The following is a 16,204-nucleotide window of genomic DNA, read 5'->3' as shown; positions in this document are numbered from 1 at the left end:
TTCCTACGGAGCAGTGCCTTTTTTGTATGTATTTTATTGTGTTCTAAAATCGAATTTCTCATTAGGCATGTTTAGAGTATGCCCATTAATATGTACCGTGTCGCTGTCAATCCATTTCACAGTTGCGTTATCTTCGTGATCATTCCAATAGATCGTTTTGGACTTGCCTTTCTGGTCGTTCGTTACTAGCTCCCCTCTTATCGCAAAGGATGTAGTGGCTCCTCCATTTACACGGTAAGCTTTTAATGTATATGCTCCGTCTGGTGAGGTAACTTCTGTAAGATATTCTCCTTTTGGTAATCTATTCGTATCGAACAAGGCCCAATAGACTCCATAACCTATAATACTGATACAGGCTAAACCAACAATTATAATTACGCGAAGCGTCTTTATTCTGATCTTCTTTATTTCTATTAACTCATTATCCAATATCTCTCCTCCTCTTCCTTTATATCTTATTATTGATGAGACAATACCTCCGCTGGATCATTATCACTTATGATTTTATATCCCTGAGCATATGATTTGTGATTTTTCAACTCACCACTAGTATGGATATATAAATAATTATCTGCTCCATAGACAATAGTAAATCTATCGTCATATTTGTTCCCTACAATCTCCATTTTGTAAATCATTGAATCGAAGGATGGGATATCCTTTGTTCTCATCAGTCGAATGTCAGCTAAATCATCCATTATCTTTTGAATTTGTTTCTGATCCGTAACTTCAATCCACTCTTCATCCCGTGGTGTATAACTGATTCGGAGGGATGTCACTTCATCTGTATCGCTTATGTGTCTCATAACGAGATATTGGAAAGAAGTAAAGGTACGAGCGTATTGCACCCCTATAGTCACTCCAACAAGGCTTACGATGATAAAGAGAAAAATCATAAAGAATGTCCTCTGTTTCAAACCATTCATCCTCTCGCAGGGAAGTTTTCTTATAAAAAAGACCGAGAAATATCTCTTTCGAGAAGGTTCCCGGTCCGCTCCTTATTACATACATTCTTTTTCTTTCTGACAGACGTATATCAGTTCCGGTTTCGAATCCGCGGGAGGATTCTCTTCCCAGTCTCCATACAATTCAATAACCTTAAGTCCATGTTTCGCGAGTGTTCTTTCCATCTCCATCGGATACGTATAGCGGAGTTTCAATCTGCTTTGATGAACAGACTGAACTGTTCCATCTTCTCGTTTTAATCTGCGTGATATTTCATACTCTTGCACTTGCGTCAGCGCATCGTAATCACTTTTCGTATATACATCTATTTCTTTCCCGTGCTCGTTCATATAAGTCTTCCAGTATTCCTCTTCTGCCGGTGCTAGCAACTCTTCCTTGTTAGGGAAACGCGTGTTAAATATAAATATACCGCTTTCCTTTAAGTGCTTACATACGGAATGAAGCAGATTATCTTGTGCTTCGTTCGTTAGAAAGTGCTGAAAACCATTACCTACCATAAATATAAGTGAACTTTTCACATCAAGGTTCAGTTCCTCACAATTCTGTAATTCCCAACGAATATCAGAATGCTCTTGTGCAGACTTATGTCTAGCACGTTCAAGCATACCTTCATGAAGATCGATCCCAATCATAGGGTATCCCCGCTCTGCTAAAGGGATTGTCGTTCTTCCGGTCCCGCAAGCCAGATCTATGACCGTGCCTCCCATGAGCGATGCCCATTTCTCAACAAAAGCAAAATCACTATCAAATCCTTCATTCTCCGCGTCATATAGAGCTGGATAATCGTACTCTTCTTGGTTAGTCATTGTCATATGGTCCTTCGTTAAGATATCTAAATTATCATTCATATTATTTTCCTCTAATTCCCTTATTTTCAAGTATTCTTCTTTAATGTACATGAAAATTTCTGATTTGAAAAGCATATAGAGCTTATAAACCATTTCAAACCTTTCGAATCTTGGATCGATATATCTGATATAGATCAAAACAACAAGATTTATTTACAAAATTAACACTTATCAGTCTAATATCGGGTGATTTCTATACTTTTTCTTGATTTCAAATTATAATAATCATACAAATATTGCCTCGTTTCAGAAAGGAGTTCGTATGCTCGCAGCCGAAAGACGCCAGATGATCATCGATATTGCCAACAAGGATAAACGAGTACTCGTATCCGAACTTAGCCAGAAATTTCAAGTCACCGAAGAGACCATACGGCGAGATTTAGAGAAACTGGAGAAGGAAGGGGTGTTAACCCGGACCTATGGCGGAGCTATTATGAACCGACATTCCAATGAAGATCTCCCCTTCTACACACGTCATGCTACCAATTTGCACATTAAACAAGATATCGCACAGAAAGCGCTTTCCTATATTCATAATGGTGACACATTGATGATGGATCCTAGCACCAGTTCCATTGAATTACTGAAGATATTAAATATGCGTCAAGGTCTTACCGTGATTACAAGTTCTATTATACTGCAGGAATTTGCTGCCTCAGGTCACCAGATCATTTCTACGGGGGGTACGCTAAGAGCTCCTTCTATGTCATTAGTAGGAACTGTTGCACACGATACTGCCCGAAAATATCATGTAGACAAGTTTATTATGAGCTGTAAAGCCTTATCTCTTGATCACGGTATTATGGATTCTAATGAAGCAGAATGTGAGCTTAAGCGGAAAATGATTCAACAAGCTGAACAAGTTATTCTCTTGGCTGATCATACTAAGTTTGATCGAACCGCTTTTGTTCATTTGTCTCATTTTGAAAACATTCATGTTATCATTACGGATCAGGAGCCTTCTGACACATGGAAACAACTGTTTCAGGAACATGAGATTGAACTTATCTATTAACAACATAACTTGTAAAGACAGCGTAATGAGACAAGCCGAAGTCATGAGACTACGGCTTTTTCTTATTCTATTATATGATGTTACACTCCGGGAGCTCGCCAAAATATGGCGTTCTCTGATGTGACATGAACACTAGTTCGATATGCAGATTCAGCCGTGAGTTCAAGGGGATAATAATGTTCCGGTACTAAGGCACAGAACTCTTTCTTCTGGTTGGTAGCTTCGTAATGAAATTGACTATCACATGGGCAAAGAAACCAGAACAAATTTTTGGCACGCGCAGGAAAACCTAAACTGAGATAAACTTCAGTTAGTACCGTTGCAATTACGTAACAATTCACTTTCATATCTGCATGTTCCGTCATCTCTAACACAGAAAGGGCATGAACAAGTTTCGGTGGAGGTTCATTCCCATGAATCAGACGTTGATCGACCCACTTCATCAAATTGATAATCTGTGATACTTCATCCCCTGTACCCGCAACTTCGTTCAATTGGTATTGCTCACGGAGCTTCCTAAGATGAGAATCATTTGGATGTTGATATGTAAATTCATAAGAAGGAGATATTGACTGATCGGTAGCGGTAAAGTTAGTGTATTTCAGCAACATAGTGTAGTGCACCGTGAATTCCTCCATATACCCAAACATGACCCACCTCCGCTACTCATTCATATTTTCAAAGAAACCTAGCCGGTTCCCCCAAGGATCAGCAAAAGTAGCCCATTTAGAAGGCACCTCTTCTCTTGCGTATATTTCAAAATGATCCATATGAAGTTCACTCATCAATCTGCTTCTTTCTTCTTCAATTGAAGTTACTCCGAGCCGGATGGGGCCGCTACCTTCAGAAGGAATACCTTCGGCTACTTGAAGCCAACAACCAGGTAATATCTCCCATTCAGCAAAACCGTTGTGAGGAATTAAATCAGGTGTCCTTTGTAATAACGTTGTATACCAATGCAGCCCTTTTTCAAAATCCGCTACTCGAATTTGTATGGTCAGTTCAGAAATCAAGTTATCCCCTCCAAAAGTCTGGTATTCACCTAATTCGATAACATTTCGCTGTATCCTTTCACAAAAAAAGGACAAGCCCTACTAGGCTCATCCTCTTCTAGTCTTTTTCTATTGTTCTTTAAGTGCCTGTGAGGAATATTCATAAAATGCTTGAGCATCCTCCCAAGTTGAAAATCCTGCCTGAGCCAGTATGTCGCTGCCTCCGCCTTTTCCGTTATAAGTTCCTAAGTGAGCTTTGAAAAATGCTCCGCAGGAATGACCTGCTTCCTTATTCTGTGACAAGACAACTTTATTCTCTGCCTTGCTTGCCAGCAATATCGCAGCGTGACTGCGAGCGGAAAGTGTACTTGCCAAGCTTTGCAGATCCTTAACTGATTTATCTTCAAAGATCTCAGCAATGAGGTTTCCGTCTTGATGACTTAGCAATTTCGCTGCAAGATATTCGTTATTTTGTTCTTTAAGCAGAGTAAGCTCCGCTTGTAGTTGTTTTTGCTCTTGCTCCCATTTCTCAATTCGGTGAAGAATCTCATCCTTCGCTGTTTTGAATCGGGAGGACAAGGCTCCAAGGATCCGCTGTGATTCATTAAACTCTTCTAGCGCTCTATATCCACATTTAAAATAAATACGAGTGTTACCCTTCTGTTTTTCCATTTTGAGCAGCTTAATGATACCGATTTCGCCCGTTGACGAGACATGTGTTCCACCGCATGCGTTGTATTCCACATCTTTAATTTCTACAATACGAATATCATCACTCACGGTAGGCTGTTTCACTAGGTTGATTGATTTCACTTCTGTCTCATCCACCCAGTAAGAGAGAATCGGATGATTGAGATAAATGTGGCGGTTCACCTCGCGTTCAATGTTCTCAAGCTGCTCCGCTTTTAGTTCAGCTGTTTCCACATCAATCGTGCAATAATCAACCCCTAAATGGAAGCTTAGTGTTTTTATTTCATACAAGTCCAGACATACTGCAGAGAGTAAATGCTGTCCACTATGCTGCTGCATATGATCAAACCGCCGGTCCCAATCGATTTTACATGATACCGTACGATCCTCAGGAACACGCTCAAGCTTATGTAAGACACGATCTCCATGAGTTACTACATCTAAAACTGGAATGCCCTGAATGTAGCCTGTGTCACAGGGTTGTCCACCACCGTGCGGATAGAAAGCAGTCTCTTCCAAAACGACATCATAACCATCTTCTCTCTCGATTGCTTCAATTATATTTGTCTCCCACTCGGTTTGATAAGCAGAATCGTAGTACATCTTTTTAGTCATGTTTTATTTCCTCTCCTATGTAATTCATGATTTCATATTATAGTTGTTTGTGTATACAGTCAAAAAAACAAAAGCAAGCGCCAAAGCGCCTGCTCATCGTGAGTTATTTAAGATGGGTATTCCTTTAAAGATAGCTTTTAGCCAGCTGGATTAACTCTTCTTTTGTAACATTTCCCTGCAGTTCAATAGAGATCACCTGATGGTCCGAATTTTTGTAATTAATTATCAATAAGTTTTTATCACCGGTTGTAGTATACATCGCCAGCGCATCATTAGCTATTTCGATATTTTCCCATGAGGCATCTTGGAAGGTGAGAGACATTGTGATCTCATCCCTTATTGATTGTGTCATCGCTGGGTCCAAATTCTGTTTAACAACAACATCGTTTTGATCCAGGCGAAACACATCATAAATCCCGCCCAACCACCATTCATCTTCTGACTTTACTCGGTAGTTGGTATCATGCGCCAATACACCAAATGATTCAGATAAAATATAATGATGATCTATCATATCTATCATTTTCGGTCTTAATGCGGTAAAACCCATTTGTTCTTCCGCTTCTTCTATGGATACAATCTTCCAAGTATCACTCATCTTGGATATGGCTTCATCCAGATGCGTTTTATAAGAAGTTGTACTGCCCACAGAGGTATTTGTAGTCGAACCTTCAATAGAACCATCAATCATAACCTGAATCCCGTTCCAGTCTGTTTTAAAGAATGTGGCCGCACTGACGGATACCGTTGTGACGAATAGAAGTGCTGCCGCTGTAAGCCACACCGGGTACTTCCGTATTTTTCTCCCTAAATCTTTCGTATAATGGAATCTGTGAAAGCTATGCACCCGATCCATTACACGATCCCTCACATCCATATCAGGTAAGCTTGTACTTTGACTTTGCATGCACTTAATCAATTGATCAACTTTCTGTTCGTTGTTCATACTTCCAAGCCTCCCACTGGGTTCTATTCTTATTTAATTTGTTCTTCAATCGTTCAAATCTCTTTCTCCCGGCTGCCGGACTAATACCTAAGATCTCAGAAATCTCATCAAAAGGCTTATCTTCGATGACTCGCAGCGCTAACATCTCTTTCTCGCCTGGATTTAATATTTCCAGCCAGGGCAGATGAGGATTAAATTCCTCAGAAAAAATCTGTTCTGCACTTTTCTCGGACTCTTCATTACGAATCAATGGCATGAGAAGCTGCCACATTTTCTTCCTTCGCAGTAAACTGCTGCAGTAATTCGAGGCAATCTTATACAGCCATGACTTAAAGAGTGCTTCACTGTCATGTCGATAATTGCCCAAATTTCGATAGGCTTTAAAAAACACTTCTTGCGTCGCATCTTCTGCCTCCTGCCGGTCACCAAGCATAAAATAACAGAAGGTAGAAATACTTCGCTGATGTTCCTGCACAATCTGCTCAAATAACTCCACACGACCCTGGAGAATCTGATCAATACGATTTTGTATTCCCAACGCCCCGTTCCCCCCTTTCGCCCACCATTTTTTTAACTGCTTATGATATATAACTATTGGTACGAACTTAATGTGACATCTGTGTACGAAGCTTATATACAAATCAATGGTGAAAGTGAAAATGCCCTCAGCTGATTGCCAGGGCATTTTGCCATAGTGAAGTGGTATTTAAAGATGATCTGACAAATCGTTTTCAGTCGGTGATACTATGTATTTGAAATTAAAAGTTGTTGAAAAAACAGATGGCTTCGAAAATATTGAATTAATTAAAAACTTCCAAGATAATGGAGAAGTTGCAGAAAGTATAGCTAAATACTTAATAAGTTAATAAAGAAGGTGATATTATCATCAACATAAGAAAATGGGCAATTAATGTTTTGGTGTTTTGGGGAATCTTCAAAATTTTATTTTTTATTTTTAAAGATATCATATTCCAATATATCATATTCCCTGAACCACTTAACGCCTTCTTACAAATAGCAAGTTTAGGTATCATCGTCTTATTAACATTTATATTCACAGCATTATTGGTTAAAGGTAACAATAAAAACGAGATCTCTTAGAAACAAGGCAAAGACCCTACCAGGCACTTCGCCAGTAGGGTCTAGTTTTATGTATCTTAATGCACTTCTTTAACAAAATAAAGCCCCAAAATATCCTCTATACTGATAATAATTTCTTCCTTACCACTTTTAAAGGATTGTTTTATTTAATGTGTGAGTCTCGAAGAAATGCGGCAAAGTGTTCATTATCATCGAATCGATTAATGATAACACCATTTGCTTGAAGATGACGTTCTAGTAATGTGCTCAGGCGCTCTACAGCTGCTTGTAATACGGATAAACGATTAACATCTAATAGTGGAATCAGTTCAGGAAGTCCCGCTCTTATATATGCATCCATGTAGGCCGAGTGTGAGGTCAGGTTTGTTGGCCAGTGGCCCTTTTCAGCGAAATATAAAAAACGAGCAGTTTCATCCTGCACATGAATGCTATTAAAGAAGGCAGTATCATAATCACCCTCTTCACAAGCTGTAATGATTTTATCTAATGCCCCTTTGAACTCTTCATAAAATCCTTTCAGTCGATCGGGGTATGAAGGAGAGCCCGGGTACTTTTCTTTTTCAGCTAGAATGATTTCAAGTGTTTCCTTTGTCAGCTGCTGACAAGCTTGTAAGATGTCTTCTCTTCTATCACTATGTAATATGATGTTCATGTCTTTCTCCAAGTTAGCTGGTTTAAGAGGAAAGTCCATGATTTGCTCTCTATTCTTACCGAAACCTTTGGTGAAATACGTTTGATTTAAGAGTGCTAGACTTTCAAGCAAGTTCGTTAGGATAGCGTGAGCTTCAATTCGGTAAAAAGTGATCTGATTAGGAAGACTTGCTGCCTCTAACTTATATAAGTGTACATATACATTTTCCAATTCCGATTCTGCTTTTTCAACCCATTTCATACGATTCTCTGGTTTTTGAAAGTCCGATATAGTATCACGTAATTTCATGAAACGCTCTTTATCTTCCTCAGAACGAACATAGAGAAGTTTACTGTCTGCGATAATTGTCGTTTTTGATTCATGAAAAGAAGCCATTCGTTCCGAGCGTTCCCAGCTGATCGGCCAAAAATCAAAACTGATCTCGTCTACAATAAATTGGATACTGGCTTCATACCCCTTCATTGTCGCGGGAATGAAGAAGAAATCCAAATCAGACCGGAATGTAGCCGTTCCCTGGGCATAAGAACCATAATAAGCGACAATGGCGATGTCCTCCGCATAATGCATTCTTACATGTTCAATGATTTTATCAGAAACTTCAAACACGTTGGTCACTGTAACCACTCCTTCCATTCTTTTATATTAGATGGATTCATTTTACCATTAATTCCCTATATGTAAGATGTAACAAATCGATATATTGAAATAGTACCATCACTTATTCATTTCTCTGCTTTCATCAAATAGATATTAAAAACAACAAAAACCGTCAAAATGACGGCTTCATGAAGGAACATACGATGAAATAAGCTATATGTATGTATGACAGCTTGCTGAGGGCATGAGTATGTAATTCACTCTTCCTCACTTTGATTTTCTAGATCAATAATAGAATATAGAGTGACCGGATAATCAGCGAACACCCGGTGAATTATATTAAGGATATCTCGGTACTCCGTACCCGTCCGATTAAAGCTCATACGATAAGGCAAAGCAATAGAATATTGATGAGACTCAGCAAAGTGGCGAAGTTCCACTAATGCTTTTTCTAACGCTTTTTTATTACACGATTGCTTTTTACGTAATATACCTCTTTTATAATATTTCTGTCCAAAGAGATTCGCGATGAACTTTCCTTTGGTCTGAATAAATTGAACTTGTCCTAATAGTGAAATTTCACTATTGGTCAGTGTAATGTAGGAAGAATAAGCTTCTGGGTATTCTACTTTAATTTGTTTTGCAATACTGCCTCCCATGATTCCCTTACAATTCACCAGATGGCCAATGATATCCTCCGCAGCATAAGCAATATCACCTCTTACAATCTCAACCAACGATTATCCTCCCCTCTTTGTCTTGTTAGTTCAGCCTTTCCCTTAAGCCATCTTGGCCTGTTATTAATATGTAGTAAGAGGAATAATCCCTTTGGCTAATTATAGCCTATGATTTATCATTATATCTATGTAATTCTTACACTTTATACGATCTATGGAGTGAAAGCCGGTTTAATTGCGTGATAACAAAAAGAACCGCGTCTATTCGCGGCTCTTTCTGTCTATTTTAACGGTTCGAAAAACATAAGCGTACTATTAATTCAAGAATCCATCTAATGCGATGGTTGGTTTACCATCTGCTTGCCAAGCTCCTTTATTGTAACCCCCATTATATCCTGGTGTAGCTTGCGGTTCCCAATAAAATACGCCTAAACCTTTACCTCCAGAGATATTGCGGAATTCCGTTTTTATTTTGGTAATAAAATTTTTAGCCTCAGTGGGTTGATTGTAGTCCATTCCAATTTCGGACATGAGTACTTCTTTCCCATACTTTGAGACCATAAGTTTCGCATTTGTTACTGTCTTTGTTACTGCGCTAGACCAGTCCGTAGATGACGGGTACAAGGATAGACCAACAGCATCGAAATTCGCTCCGTTCGCAACAAGTCCTCCAATATTCCAATCAAGTACCGTTCCGTTATCACCATTCGCTATATGAACGATGGTCTTCGTACTGCTACTAACCGATTTAACTGCATTATGACCTGAATTTACGAGCCATGCGTAATTTTTCATGTTCACCGATGCTTTCCCGTCATCCCACAACATACCATCATTCGTCTCGTTGCCGATCTGCACCCAATCCGGTGTAACTCCTTTGCTCTTCATCGTATTCATCACATAGACAGTATGAGTCCACACAGCATCCATTAACTGTTCAAATGTATAATTACGCCATGCATAAGGTTTGTTCTGCTGTCCTGGATCTGCCCAAGAATCACTGTAATGCAGGGTGAGCATTACACTCATACCCAGATTTTTTGCACGTAAGGCTAGTTCAGATGCTTTCTCTGCATTCATGTAACCGCTTGCGTAATCGCTCATATTGGGATTCACCCATACACGCAAACGAACAGAGTTCATTTGATAATCGTTTTTCAATATCTCCAGTACATCTCGAGTGACTCCGTTCTTGTCTTTCCATTTGTACCCTTGTGCTTCCATTCCTGCAACCCAGCTTATATCAGCTCCTTTAGCAAAACTAGGTGCAGCTTCAACAGGCGAGTTACCTACCGAACCTAGCGTCAATAGAAGCATAGATACACTGAGTAATACGGTCATTAATTTCCTCCCTAATCCCTTCTTTTTCAACATCATTCATCCTCCTATTCGGTGGACCTTGTATCATCCACGCTTGGTTTCAAAAGTAATTGTAAGCGTTTTCTAAACTGTTTTCTAGGATGTTTTCTCAAGATTTTGAATCTTTTTACAACAAAAAACCTCAAATTTCGAGGTTTTTTGTCATAGGGAAGTTATGATCTTTACACTACAGCTGTATCACCATATGTATATCTTTAGGTTCTTTATCAAAAAGCTCCTGATCCAACTCATCAGTTATGGTGCTGCCATTGCTTCTATAAAAAGACACCGCAGACTTTGTTTCCGTAGAGGAAATATATAACGTCTTGGCTCCCCTTGCTCTAGCTTCATCAGCTAAATCCTTTAATATTCGTGTACCAACACCCTGCCTTCGGTATTTCCTCGAAACATACATCAAGTCCACCTGAAGTTGATCCTGGTTCTTCCCTCTAAACTGGTGTGCAAGAACTCCGAATCCGATTAACCGTTCTCCATCAAAAGATCCGATTGCTGCTCCCCCGTTATGTAGCTCGAATAAGTAACGTTGTTCGATCTCTTGAAGTAGTACCTTGTCCCAATTCGGACACTCATGATTGGCAGAAATCTCGATTAAATGATCACGGTCCATCTCGTATATCAGATCAATATGTTCAGAACGATCAATCTCTTTTAATTTCTGGGCATGTTCTGCCTTCAATCTTTGGTAGGTAATCATCAAGGAATCCTCCCTTATATAGGATGCTCTACTATCCTTTTTGGCTGTGTACGATCTGATTTGCACTGAGAAGTTCAGCGAGTTCTTGAATGCTCTGTGCTAGATACGTAGGCTGAATATCGATAAGTTCCTCTCTGCTGCCAAACCCATAACCAACTGCAATTGAAGCAATTCCATGATGATGTGCTCCTATGATGTCATGTTTGCGGTCTCCAATCATGACAGTTTCTTCAGGATTCAGATTGAAATTCTCCAGTAGATAACCGATAATCTCCGCTTTGGCTGATCTCGTTCCATCAAGTTCACTACCACAAACATATTCAAAGTACGAACTGAGTTCAAAGTGATCTATGATCTGCTGGGCAAAAACCTGCGGCTTCGAAGTAGCTACAAAAAGACGATTGCTCGTATCCTTAGTAAGCAGCTCCAATAGCTCTTTTATTCCTGTATACACTTCGTTTTCGTAAAGACCCGTTACACTAAAATATTCCCGGTAATATTCAATCGCGGTATTCGTCTTCGCTTCATCAAACCCGTAAAAATCTTGAAAAGAAACAGCTAACGGTGGGCCAATAAATATCTCAAGTTCATCCAAACTTTCTACCGTTATTCCCATTTTGTTTAGAGCATAGCTAACTGATTTTGTAATTCCAATCTTCGGATCGGTAAGAGTTCCATCTAGATCAAATAATATATTCTTATAACCCATTCGTAATTCCCCTCTTCTCTTTATTTTATGGTTTACGTTACGGTCTAAGAAAGAGCCCTGACCTCTATATTATTCTATGATAAAAGGACCTTGACCTTCTTGTCCGGTTATTTCTCAAAAGCGAATGATTTCATTTGTTCTCTCGCAAGCTGATCTGATCATCGTTAGCGTTCTAGACAGTGGAACTGGAATATCCGCGAATCAATGGCCGGCATGGAATCTTTTTAGACAAAAAAATGTGAATCCCGGCAAGATAAGTAGGATTCACACACTATTTTTATTCAAAGCACCATTGATTTTCTCACATGTTAAGCCTCAATAGCTCTTCAGATTTTCTTTGAAGAAAGACTCGAGCTTATCAAAAGGAATTAAATTCACCCGGTCGTATAGATCCACATGACCTGCACCAGGAACAGTGTAAAGTTCTTTTGGTTCGGCTGCCAGCTCGTAAGCGTCTTCGCTGAACTCGATGGAATGGGAATTCTCACCCGTAATGAAAAGCATAGGACGAGGAGAAATTGTTTCTATATCTTCAAAAGGGTAGAAATTCATGAACTTTATATTACTAGTAAGAGTCGGGTGTGTCGTGAATTCAGATGACGTGTCCTTTGGAGTGAACTCACCTCTTGGAGTGCGATAGAAGTCATAAAACTCACGTTCTATAGCGGTTGAGTTTTCATTCAAATCATGTACTGCTCCACTGGTATATTCGGTTTTGCCTCCTGTGAACTCCACATAACGCTGCTCCGCTGCCTCTTCGAGAATCTTCTTTCTCTGCTCGATCGTCTGCGAGTCTCTTATCCCATTTCGGTTTGCGGTACCCATGTCGTACATACTGACTGTCGCAATGGCTTTCATACGCGGGTCGATTTTAGCTGCACTGATTGCAAAGCCTCCGCTGCCACAAATCCCAAGAACACCAATCCGATCCCTGTCAACAAACGACTGAGTTCCAAGGAAATCGACTGAAGCGCTGAAATCCTCAGCATAGATATCCGGGGAAACGGCATTGCGAGGCTCACCCTCACTATCTCCCCAAAACGACAAATCTAAGGACAGTGTTATGAATCCACGTTCAGCCATTTTCTGAGCATACAAATTTGCACTTTGTTCTTTAACCGCTCCCATAGGGTGGCCGACAATAATCGCAGGATTCTTGGTGTTCTTCTTCAAACCTTTAGGAATATAGATATTCCCTGTAACATCCATGTTGTATTGATTTTTAAACTCAACCTTCTTCATCGTGACCTTTTTGCTCTTGTAAAAGTTATCTGCTCCATTGGACATGTCCGGCGTGTATGAAGTGCCTGCTGCAGTTGTGGATTCAACGATGGTCGAAGTTAATAGCAAGCCCATCCCTATCACTATGAATACTCGCTTAATCGTAGATTTTTTATTCATTTTGACCTTTTTCACAATCGACATCATTAATTCCACCCTTCTTAATTATTAATATTTGACAATGGTCTAATAAGAGCATTCGAACGGTCTTCACGACGAGCATCAATCCTTTTTACAGTAGATACATAAACACCAACCTTTCTACTATGGAAATTACTATCAATTCTAGCTATACACCTTTGATAAAGCCAATATCTATATCTTATATCGTGATATGCTTAATATGTATTTCTGTACCTGTACTGAATATACTGAAATCATTCTTTTATTGTTCTCATAGAAAGAACCCGTTTTGATCAATTATTTCAAAACGGGTTCTTTCTATGTACTGCAACATATAGGTTCCTATGAAGTCACAGGCTAATTCTATTTTTAATGCAATGCTAACCAAATTATCATGCATATAATAAATGAAATAATTAAGGCTCCATATATGAGAGTAACAACAATACTTCTTATTGAGAAAATTTTCCTGAAATGCGAAAAGTCCGATTGTTGTTCGCCTATTTAACCGAACCTTTTCGTTTGTTTTATATTCATATAGTTTCTGAGTAAGATAAACACCGCTGTTAGTATGATCGATAACAATCCTACTAACACAACGTATTGTGTACCCATTGCTGATATAAATAACCCGCCTACAGCTGCGCCAATTGTCGTTCCTATATTACAAGCTGATAAAAATAAACCGTTAGCGAAATCAGGAGCATCTTCGGCTGCTTTTGTAACCACATATTGATTGATGTTAGCGGCTAGTCCCGCTAATATCCCCCAAATTAAAATAATAAGTGCCATTGGTAAAGTAAACTGTCCTGCGAAAAACAATATGATATAGGTAGCCCCCATCAAAAAAGGAAGAGTTACAATCGTTTTAACAGGTTTATCAATGAGTAATCTTCCAGCTAGGATGTTTCCTATAATATTAGCTGCACCATAAATAAATAACATGAGACTGGTTATATTAGATGATACATTTGTTACCGTTTGTAAAAATTCAGCTAGATAGCTATAAACACCAAATATAGCCGAATTTATTAATATGACAATGATAATCGCAATCCATGTGTTGGAATGTTTTAATACATTTAACTGTTTACCATAAGAGATTTTCTCTTTAACAGGTATGGACGGTACGAATAGTAATGTAGCTATTAGTACTGCAATATTAACAATAGCAAAGAACGCCATCGCCATCTGTAAATTGGAAATCCCAGCGATAAAGCTTACAATTGGCACACCAACAACCATTCCTGCTGATACACCAATAAAAACTTTCGCTACTGCTTTTGGAGCTTCTTCCTTACTGACTGAATCAGCAGCAACAGAAAAAGCAAGAGAACAGTATACCGGATGGCAAAGAGCAGGGATAATTCGGGCAATTAGCAAAATAACGAAGCTAGTTGTAAAGATAGATATGAGGTTTGCAATTACGAAAACACTAAGAACAAATACCATCACTTTTTTCCTATCAAACCTTGAAAACAGTAATGGCATAATTGGTCCGGATATGGCAACACCGATCGCAAAAATACTAACCAGCCATCCGGCTGTTGATACACTAACATTAAAGCGATCAGCGATCTCCGGTAAGATCCCAATTACCCCCATTTCAGTATTCAGGATGCCGAAAACGCCTATAGTTAAAATAAATACAAGTAATTTTTTATGATTTGCCAAAATATTAACCTCCAAAATCATCTATGAAGAAATTAACTTCATCCAGATATTACTCCTGACGTAAAGCATGACTAAAAACTAGGCTATTTAGTCATGCTAGAAATTACTTTTTATTTTGTCAGCTCACATTGTACTGATATCAATCACGAATCGATACTTCACATCGGAAGCTAAGACGCGTTCATAGGCTTCGTCAATTTGGTCGGCTGAAACTTTTTCAATCTTGGGAACAATGTTATGTCTAGCACAGAAATCAAGCATCTCTTGGGTTTCACGTATTCCACCAATCATTGAGCCAGCAAATGATCGACGATGGCCGATCAGCGACATCACATTGAGTGATAACGGCTCACCAGGAGCACCTACATTAACTAGAGTTCCGTCAAGAGTGAGCAGTGAAAAGTAAGCATCCATGTCTATTTTTGCACTTACCGTATTTATAATTAAGTCAAAATAACCGGTAAGTGTATTGAATGTTTCTGGATCGCTACTCGCATAGTAATGGTCAGCTCCAAATTGCAAGCCATCTTCCTTTTTATTTAATGTTTGTGACAGCACAGTAACTTCTGCACCCATGGCGTGTGCAATTTTTACAGCCATATGTCCAAGACCGCCCATGCCAACTACTGCTACTTTCTTTCCTGGGCCGGCTCCCCAATGGTTTAATGGGGAAAATGTCGTAATACCTGCACATAGTAAAGGTGCCGCAACGTCAAGTGCTATATTATCAGGTATCTTGAGTACGAAGCTTTCAGGTACGACGATATGAGTAGAATAGCCACCTTGCGTATATTGACCGTACTTGTCAACTGCAGCATAGGTGTCTATTTTTCCATTAAGACAGTATTGTTCTTCTCCTTTACGGCAATTTTCACATTCACCACAGGAGTCAACCATACATCCTACCCCTACTCGATCTCCAACCTTGTATTTCGTAACACTGGGACCCACATCTGTGACAATACCCGCAATCTCATGACCAGGGACTAAAGGGTAATTCACAGGACCCCAATCTCCATGGGCCGTATGGATGTCAGAATGACAGATGCCTGCAAACTTAATTTCAATCAGAACATCATGTGAATCAAGATCACGTCTTTTAATTTCTGCTTGCCGAAATGGTTTGTCTGGACCATCGACAGCTCTAGCTTTAGCAATTATCATAAGTAAAACCTCCTTGGTTATTTATTTTAGCTTGTTTATCGTACATAGCAATTGCCTATATCTTATATCAACATATGCTT

Annotated in this window: 17 protein-coding genes; 1 reads left to right on the top strand and 16 read right to left on the bottom strand. The window is 39.2% G+C overall.

Going from position 1 to position 16,204, the window contains the following annotated elements; translation table 11 throughout:
• Positions 1-33: 33 nt before the first annotated feature.
• From H9647_RS14875 to H9647_RS14865, 3 genes are all read right to left on the bottom strand, one after another.
• Entirely contained in the window at positions 34-429 is a 396-nt protein-coding gene (locus tag H9647_RS14875) for a DUF5412 domain-containing protein (RefSeq protein ID WP_225229309.1), read from the bottom strand.
• Between the two features lie 29 nt (positions 430-458).
• Positions 459-917, bottom strand: coding sequence for a DUF5301 domain-containing protein (locus H9647_RS14870; RefSeq protein WP_191801254.1), 459 nt, complete (start codon positions 915-917; stop codon positions 459-461).
• Positions 918-1,001: 84 nt separating this feature from the next.
• Complete coding sequence (locus tag H9647_RS14865) at positions 1,002-1,814, bottom strand: class I SAM-dependent methyltransferase (protein ID WP_225229308.1); 813 nt, start codon at positions 1,812-1,814, stop codon at positions 1,002-1,004.
• Between the two features lie 262 nt (positions 1,815-2,076).
• On the opposite strand from H9647_RS14865, the gene H9647_RS14860 reads away from it, so the two are divergent.
• On the top strand, positions 2,077-2,829 hold the full coding sequence (locus tag H9647_RS14860) for a DeoR/GlpR family DNA-binding transcription regulator (RefSeq protein WP_191801252.1): 753 nt from the start codon (positions 2,077-2,079) through the stop codon (positions 2,827-2,829).
• Between the two features lie 80 nt (positions 2,830-2,909).
• On the opposite strand, the gene H9647_RS14855 is transcribed toward H9647_RS14860, so the two are convergent.
• From H9647_RS14855 to H9647_RS14795, 13 genes are all read right to left on the bottom strand, one after another.
• Positions 2,910-3,479 carry a hypothetical protein gene (locus H9647_RS14855; protein WP_191801250.1) on the bottom strand — a complete coding sequence of 190 codons (570 nt, stop codon included), beginning with the start codon at positions 3,477-3,479 and terminating at the stop codon, positions 2,910-2,912.
• 12 nt (positions 3,480-3,491) lie between these two features.
• Entirely contained in the window at positions 3,492-3,842 is a 351-nt protein-coding gene (locus H9647_RS14850) for a VOC family protein (protein WP_191801248.1), read from the bottom strand.
• A gap of 108 nt (positions 3,843-3,950) precedes the next feature.
• Positions 3,951-5,126, bottom strand: coding sequence for an alanyl-tRNA editing protein (locus tag H9647_RS14845; RefSeq protein ID WP_191801246.1), 1,176 nt, complete (start codon positions 5,124-5,126; stop codon positions 3,951-3,953).
• A gap of 124 nt (positions 5,127-5,250) precedes the next feature.
• Positions 5,251-6,072: a hypothetical protein gene (locus tag H9647_RS14840; protein WP_191801244.1), complete on the bottom strand. Its 822-nt coding sequence runs from the start codon at positions 6,070-6,072 to the stop codon at positions 5,251-5,253.
• Entirely contained in the window at positions 6,050-6,610 is a 561-nt protein-coding gene (locus H9647_RS14835) for an RNA polymerase sigma factor (RefSeq protein WP_191801242.1), read from the bottom strand. The genes H9647_RS14840 and H9647_RS14835 overlap by 23 nt, the downstream gene beginning before the upstream one ends.
• 705 nt (positions 6,611-7,315) lie before the next feature.
• Complete coding sequence (locus H9647_RS14830; protein ID WP_318245315.1) at positions 7,316-8,440, bottom strand: hypothetical protein; 1,125 nt, start codon at positions 8,438-8,440, stop codon at positions 7,316-7,318.
• Between the two features lie 239 nt (positions 8,441-8,679).
• Positions 8,680-9,159, bottom strand: coding sequence for a macro domain-containing protein (locus tag H9647_RS14825; protein ID WP_191801238.1), 480 nt, complete (start codon positions 9,157-9,159; stop codon positions 8,680-8,682).
• A gap of 255 nt (positions 9,160-9,414) precedes the next feature.
• The gene (locus H9647_RS14820) at positions 9,415-10,440 is read right to left on the bottom strand and encodes a glycoside hydrolase family 53 protein (RefSeq protein WP_225229307.1); all 1,026 of its coding nucleotides are present in this window, start codon (positions 10,438-10,440) and stop codon (positions 9,415-9,417) included.
• A 205-nt stretch (positions 10,441-10,645) separates the two neighbouring features.
• On the bottom strand, positions 10,646-11,173 hold the full coding sequence (locus tag H9647_RS14815) for a GNAT family N-acetyltransferase (RefSeq protein ID WP_191801234.1): 528 nt from the start codon (positions 11,171-11,173) through the stop codon (positions 10,646-10,648).
• A gap of 31 nt (positions 11,174-11,204) precedes the next feature.
• Positions 11,205-11,882 (bottom strand): HAD family hydrolase, encoded by a 678-nt coding sequence (locus H9647_RS14810; protein ID WP_191801232.1) that lies wholly within the window; start codon positions 11,880-11,882, stop codon positions 11,205-11,207.
• A gap of 315 nt (positions 11,883-12,197) precedes the next feature.
• Positions 12,198-13,283 carry an alpha/beta hydrolase gene (locus tag H9647_RS14805; RefSeq protein WP_191801391.1) on the bottom strand — a complete coding sequence of 362 codons (1,086 nt, stop codon included), beginning with the start codon at positions 13,281-13,283 and terminating at the stop codon, positions 12,198-12,200.
• Between the two features lie 507 nt (positions 13,284-13,790).
• Complete coding sequence (locus tag H9647_RS14800; RefSeq protein WP_404822630.1) at positions 13,791-14,960, bottom strand: MFS transporter; 1,170 nt, start codon at positions 14,958-14,960, stop codon at positions 13,791-13,793.
• Between the two features lie 123 nt (positions 14,961-15,083).
• Positions 15,084-16,124: an NAD(P)-dependent alcohol dehydrogenase gene (locus H9647_RS14795; protein WP_191801228.1), complete on the bottom strand. Its 1,041-nt coding sequence runs from the start codon at positions 16,122-16,124 to the stop codon at positions 15,084-15,086.
• Positions 16,125-16,204: the final 80 nt, after the last annotated feature.

Source organism: Paenibacillus gallinarum (assembly GCF_014836635.1).
Taxonomy (GTDB): Bacteria; Bacillota; Bacilli; order Paenibacillales; family Paenibacillaceae; genus Paenibacillus; species Paenibacillus gallinarum.
The sequence above is the reverse complement of the archived record's forward strand: the minus strand, read 5'-3'. Positions and strand labels throughout refer to the sequence as shown.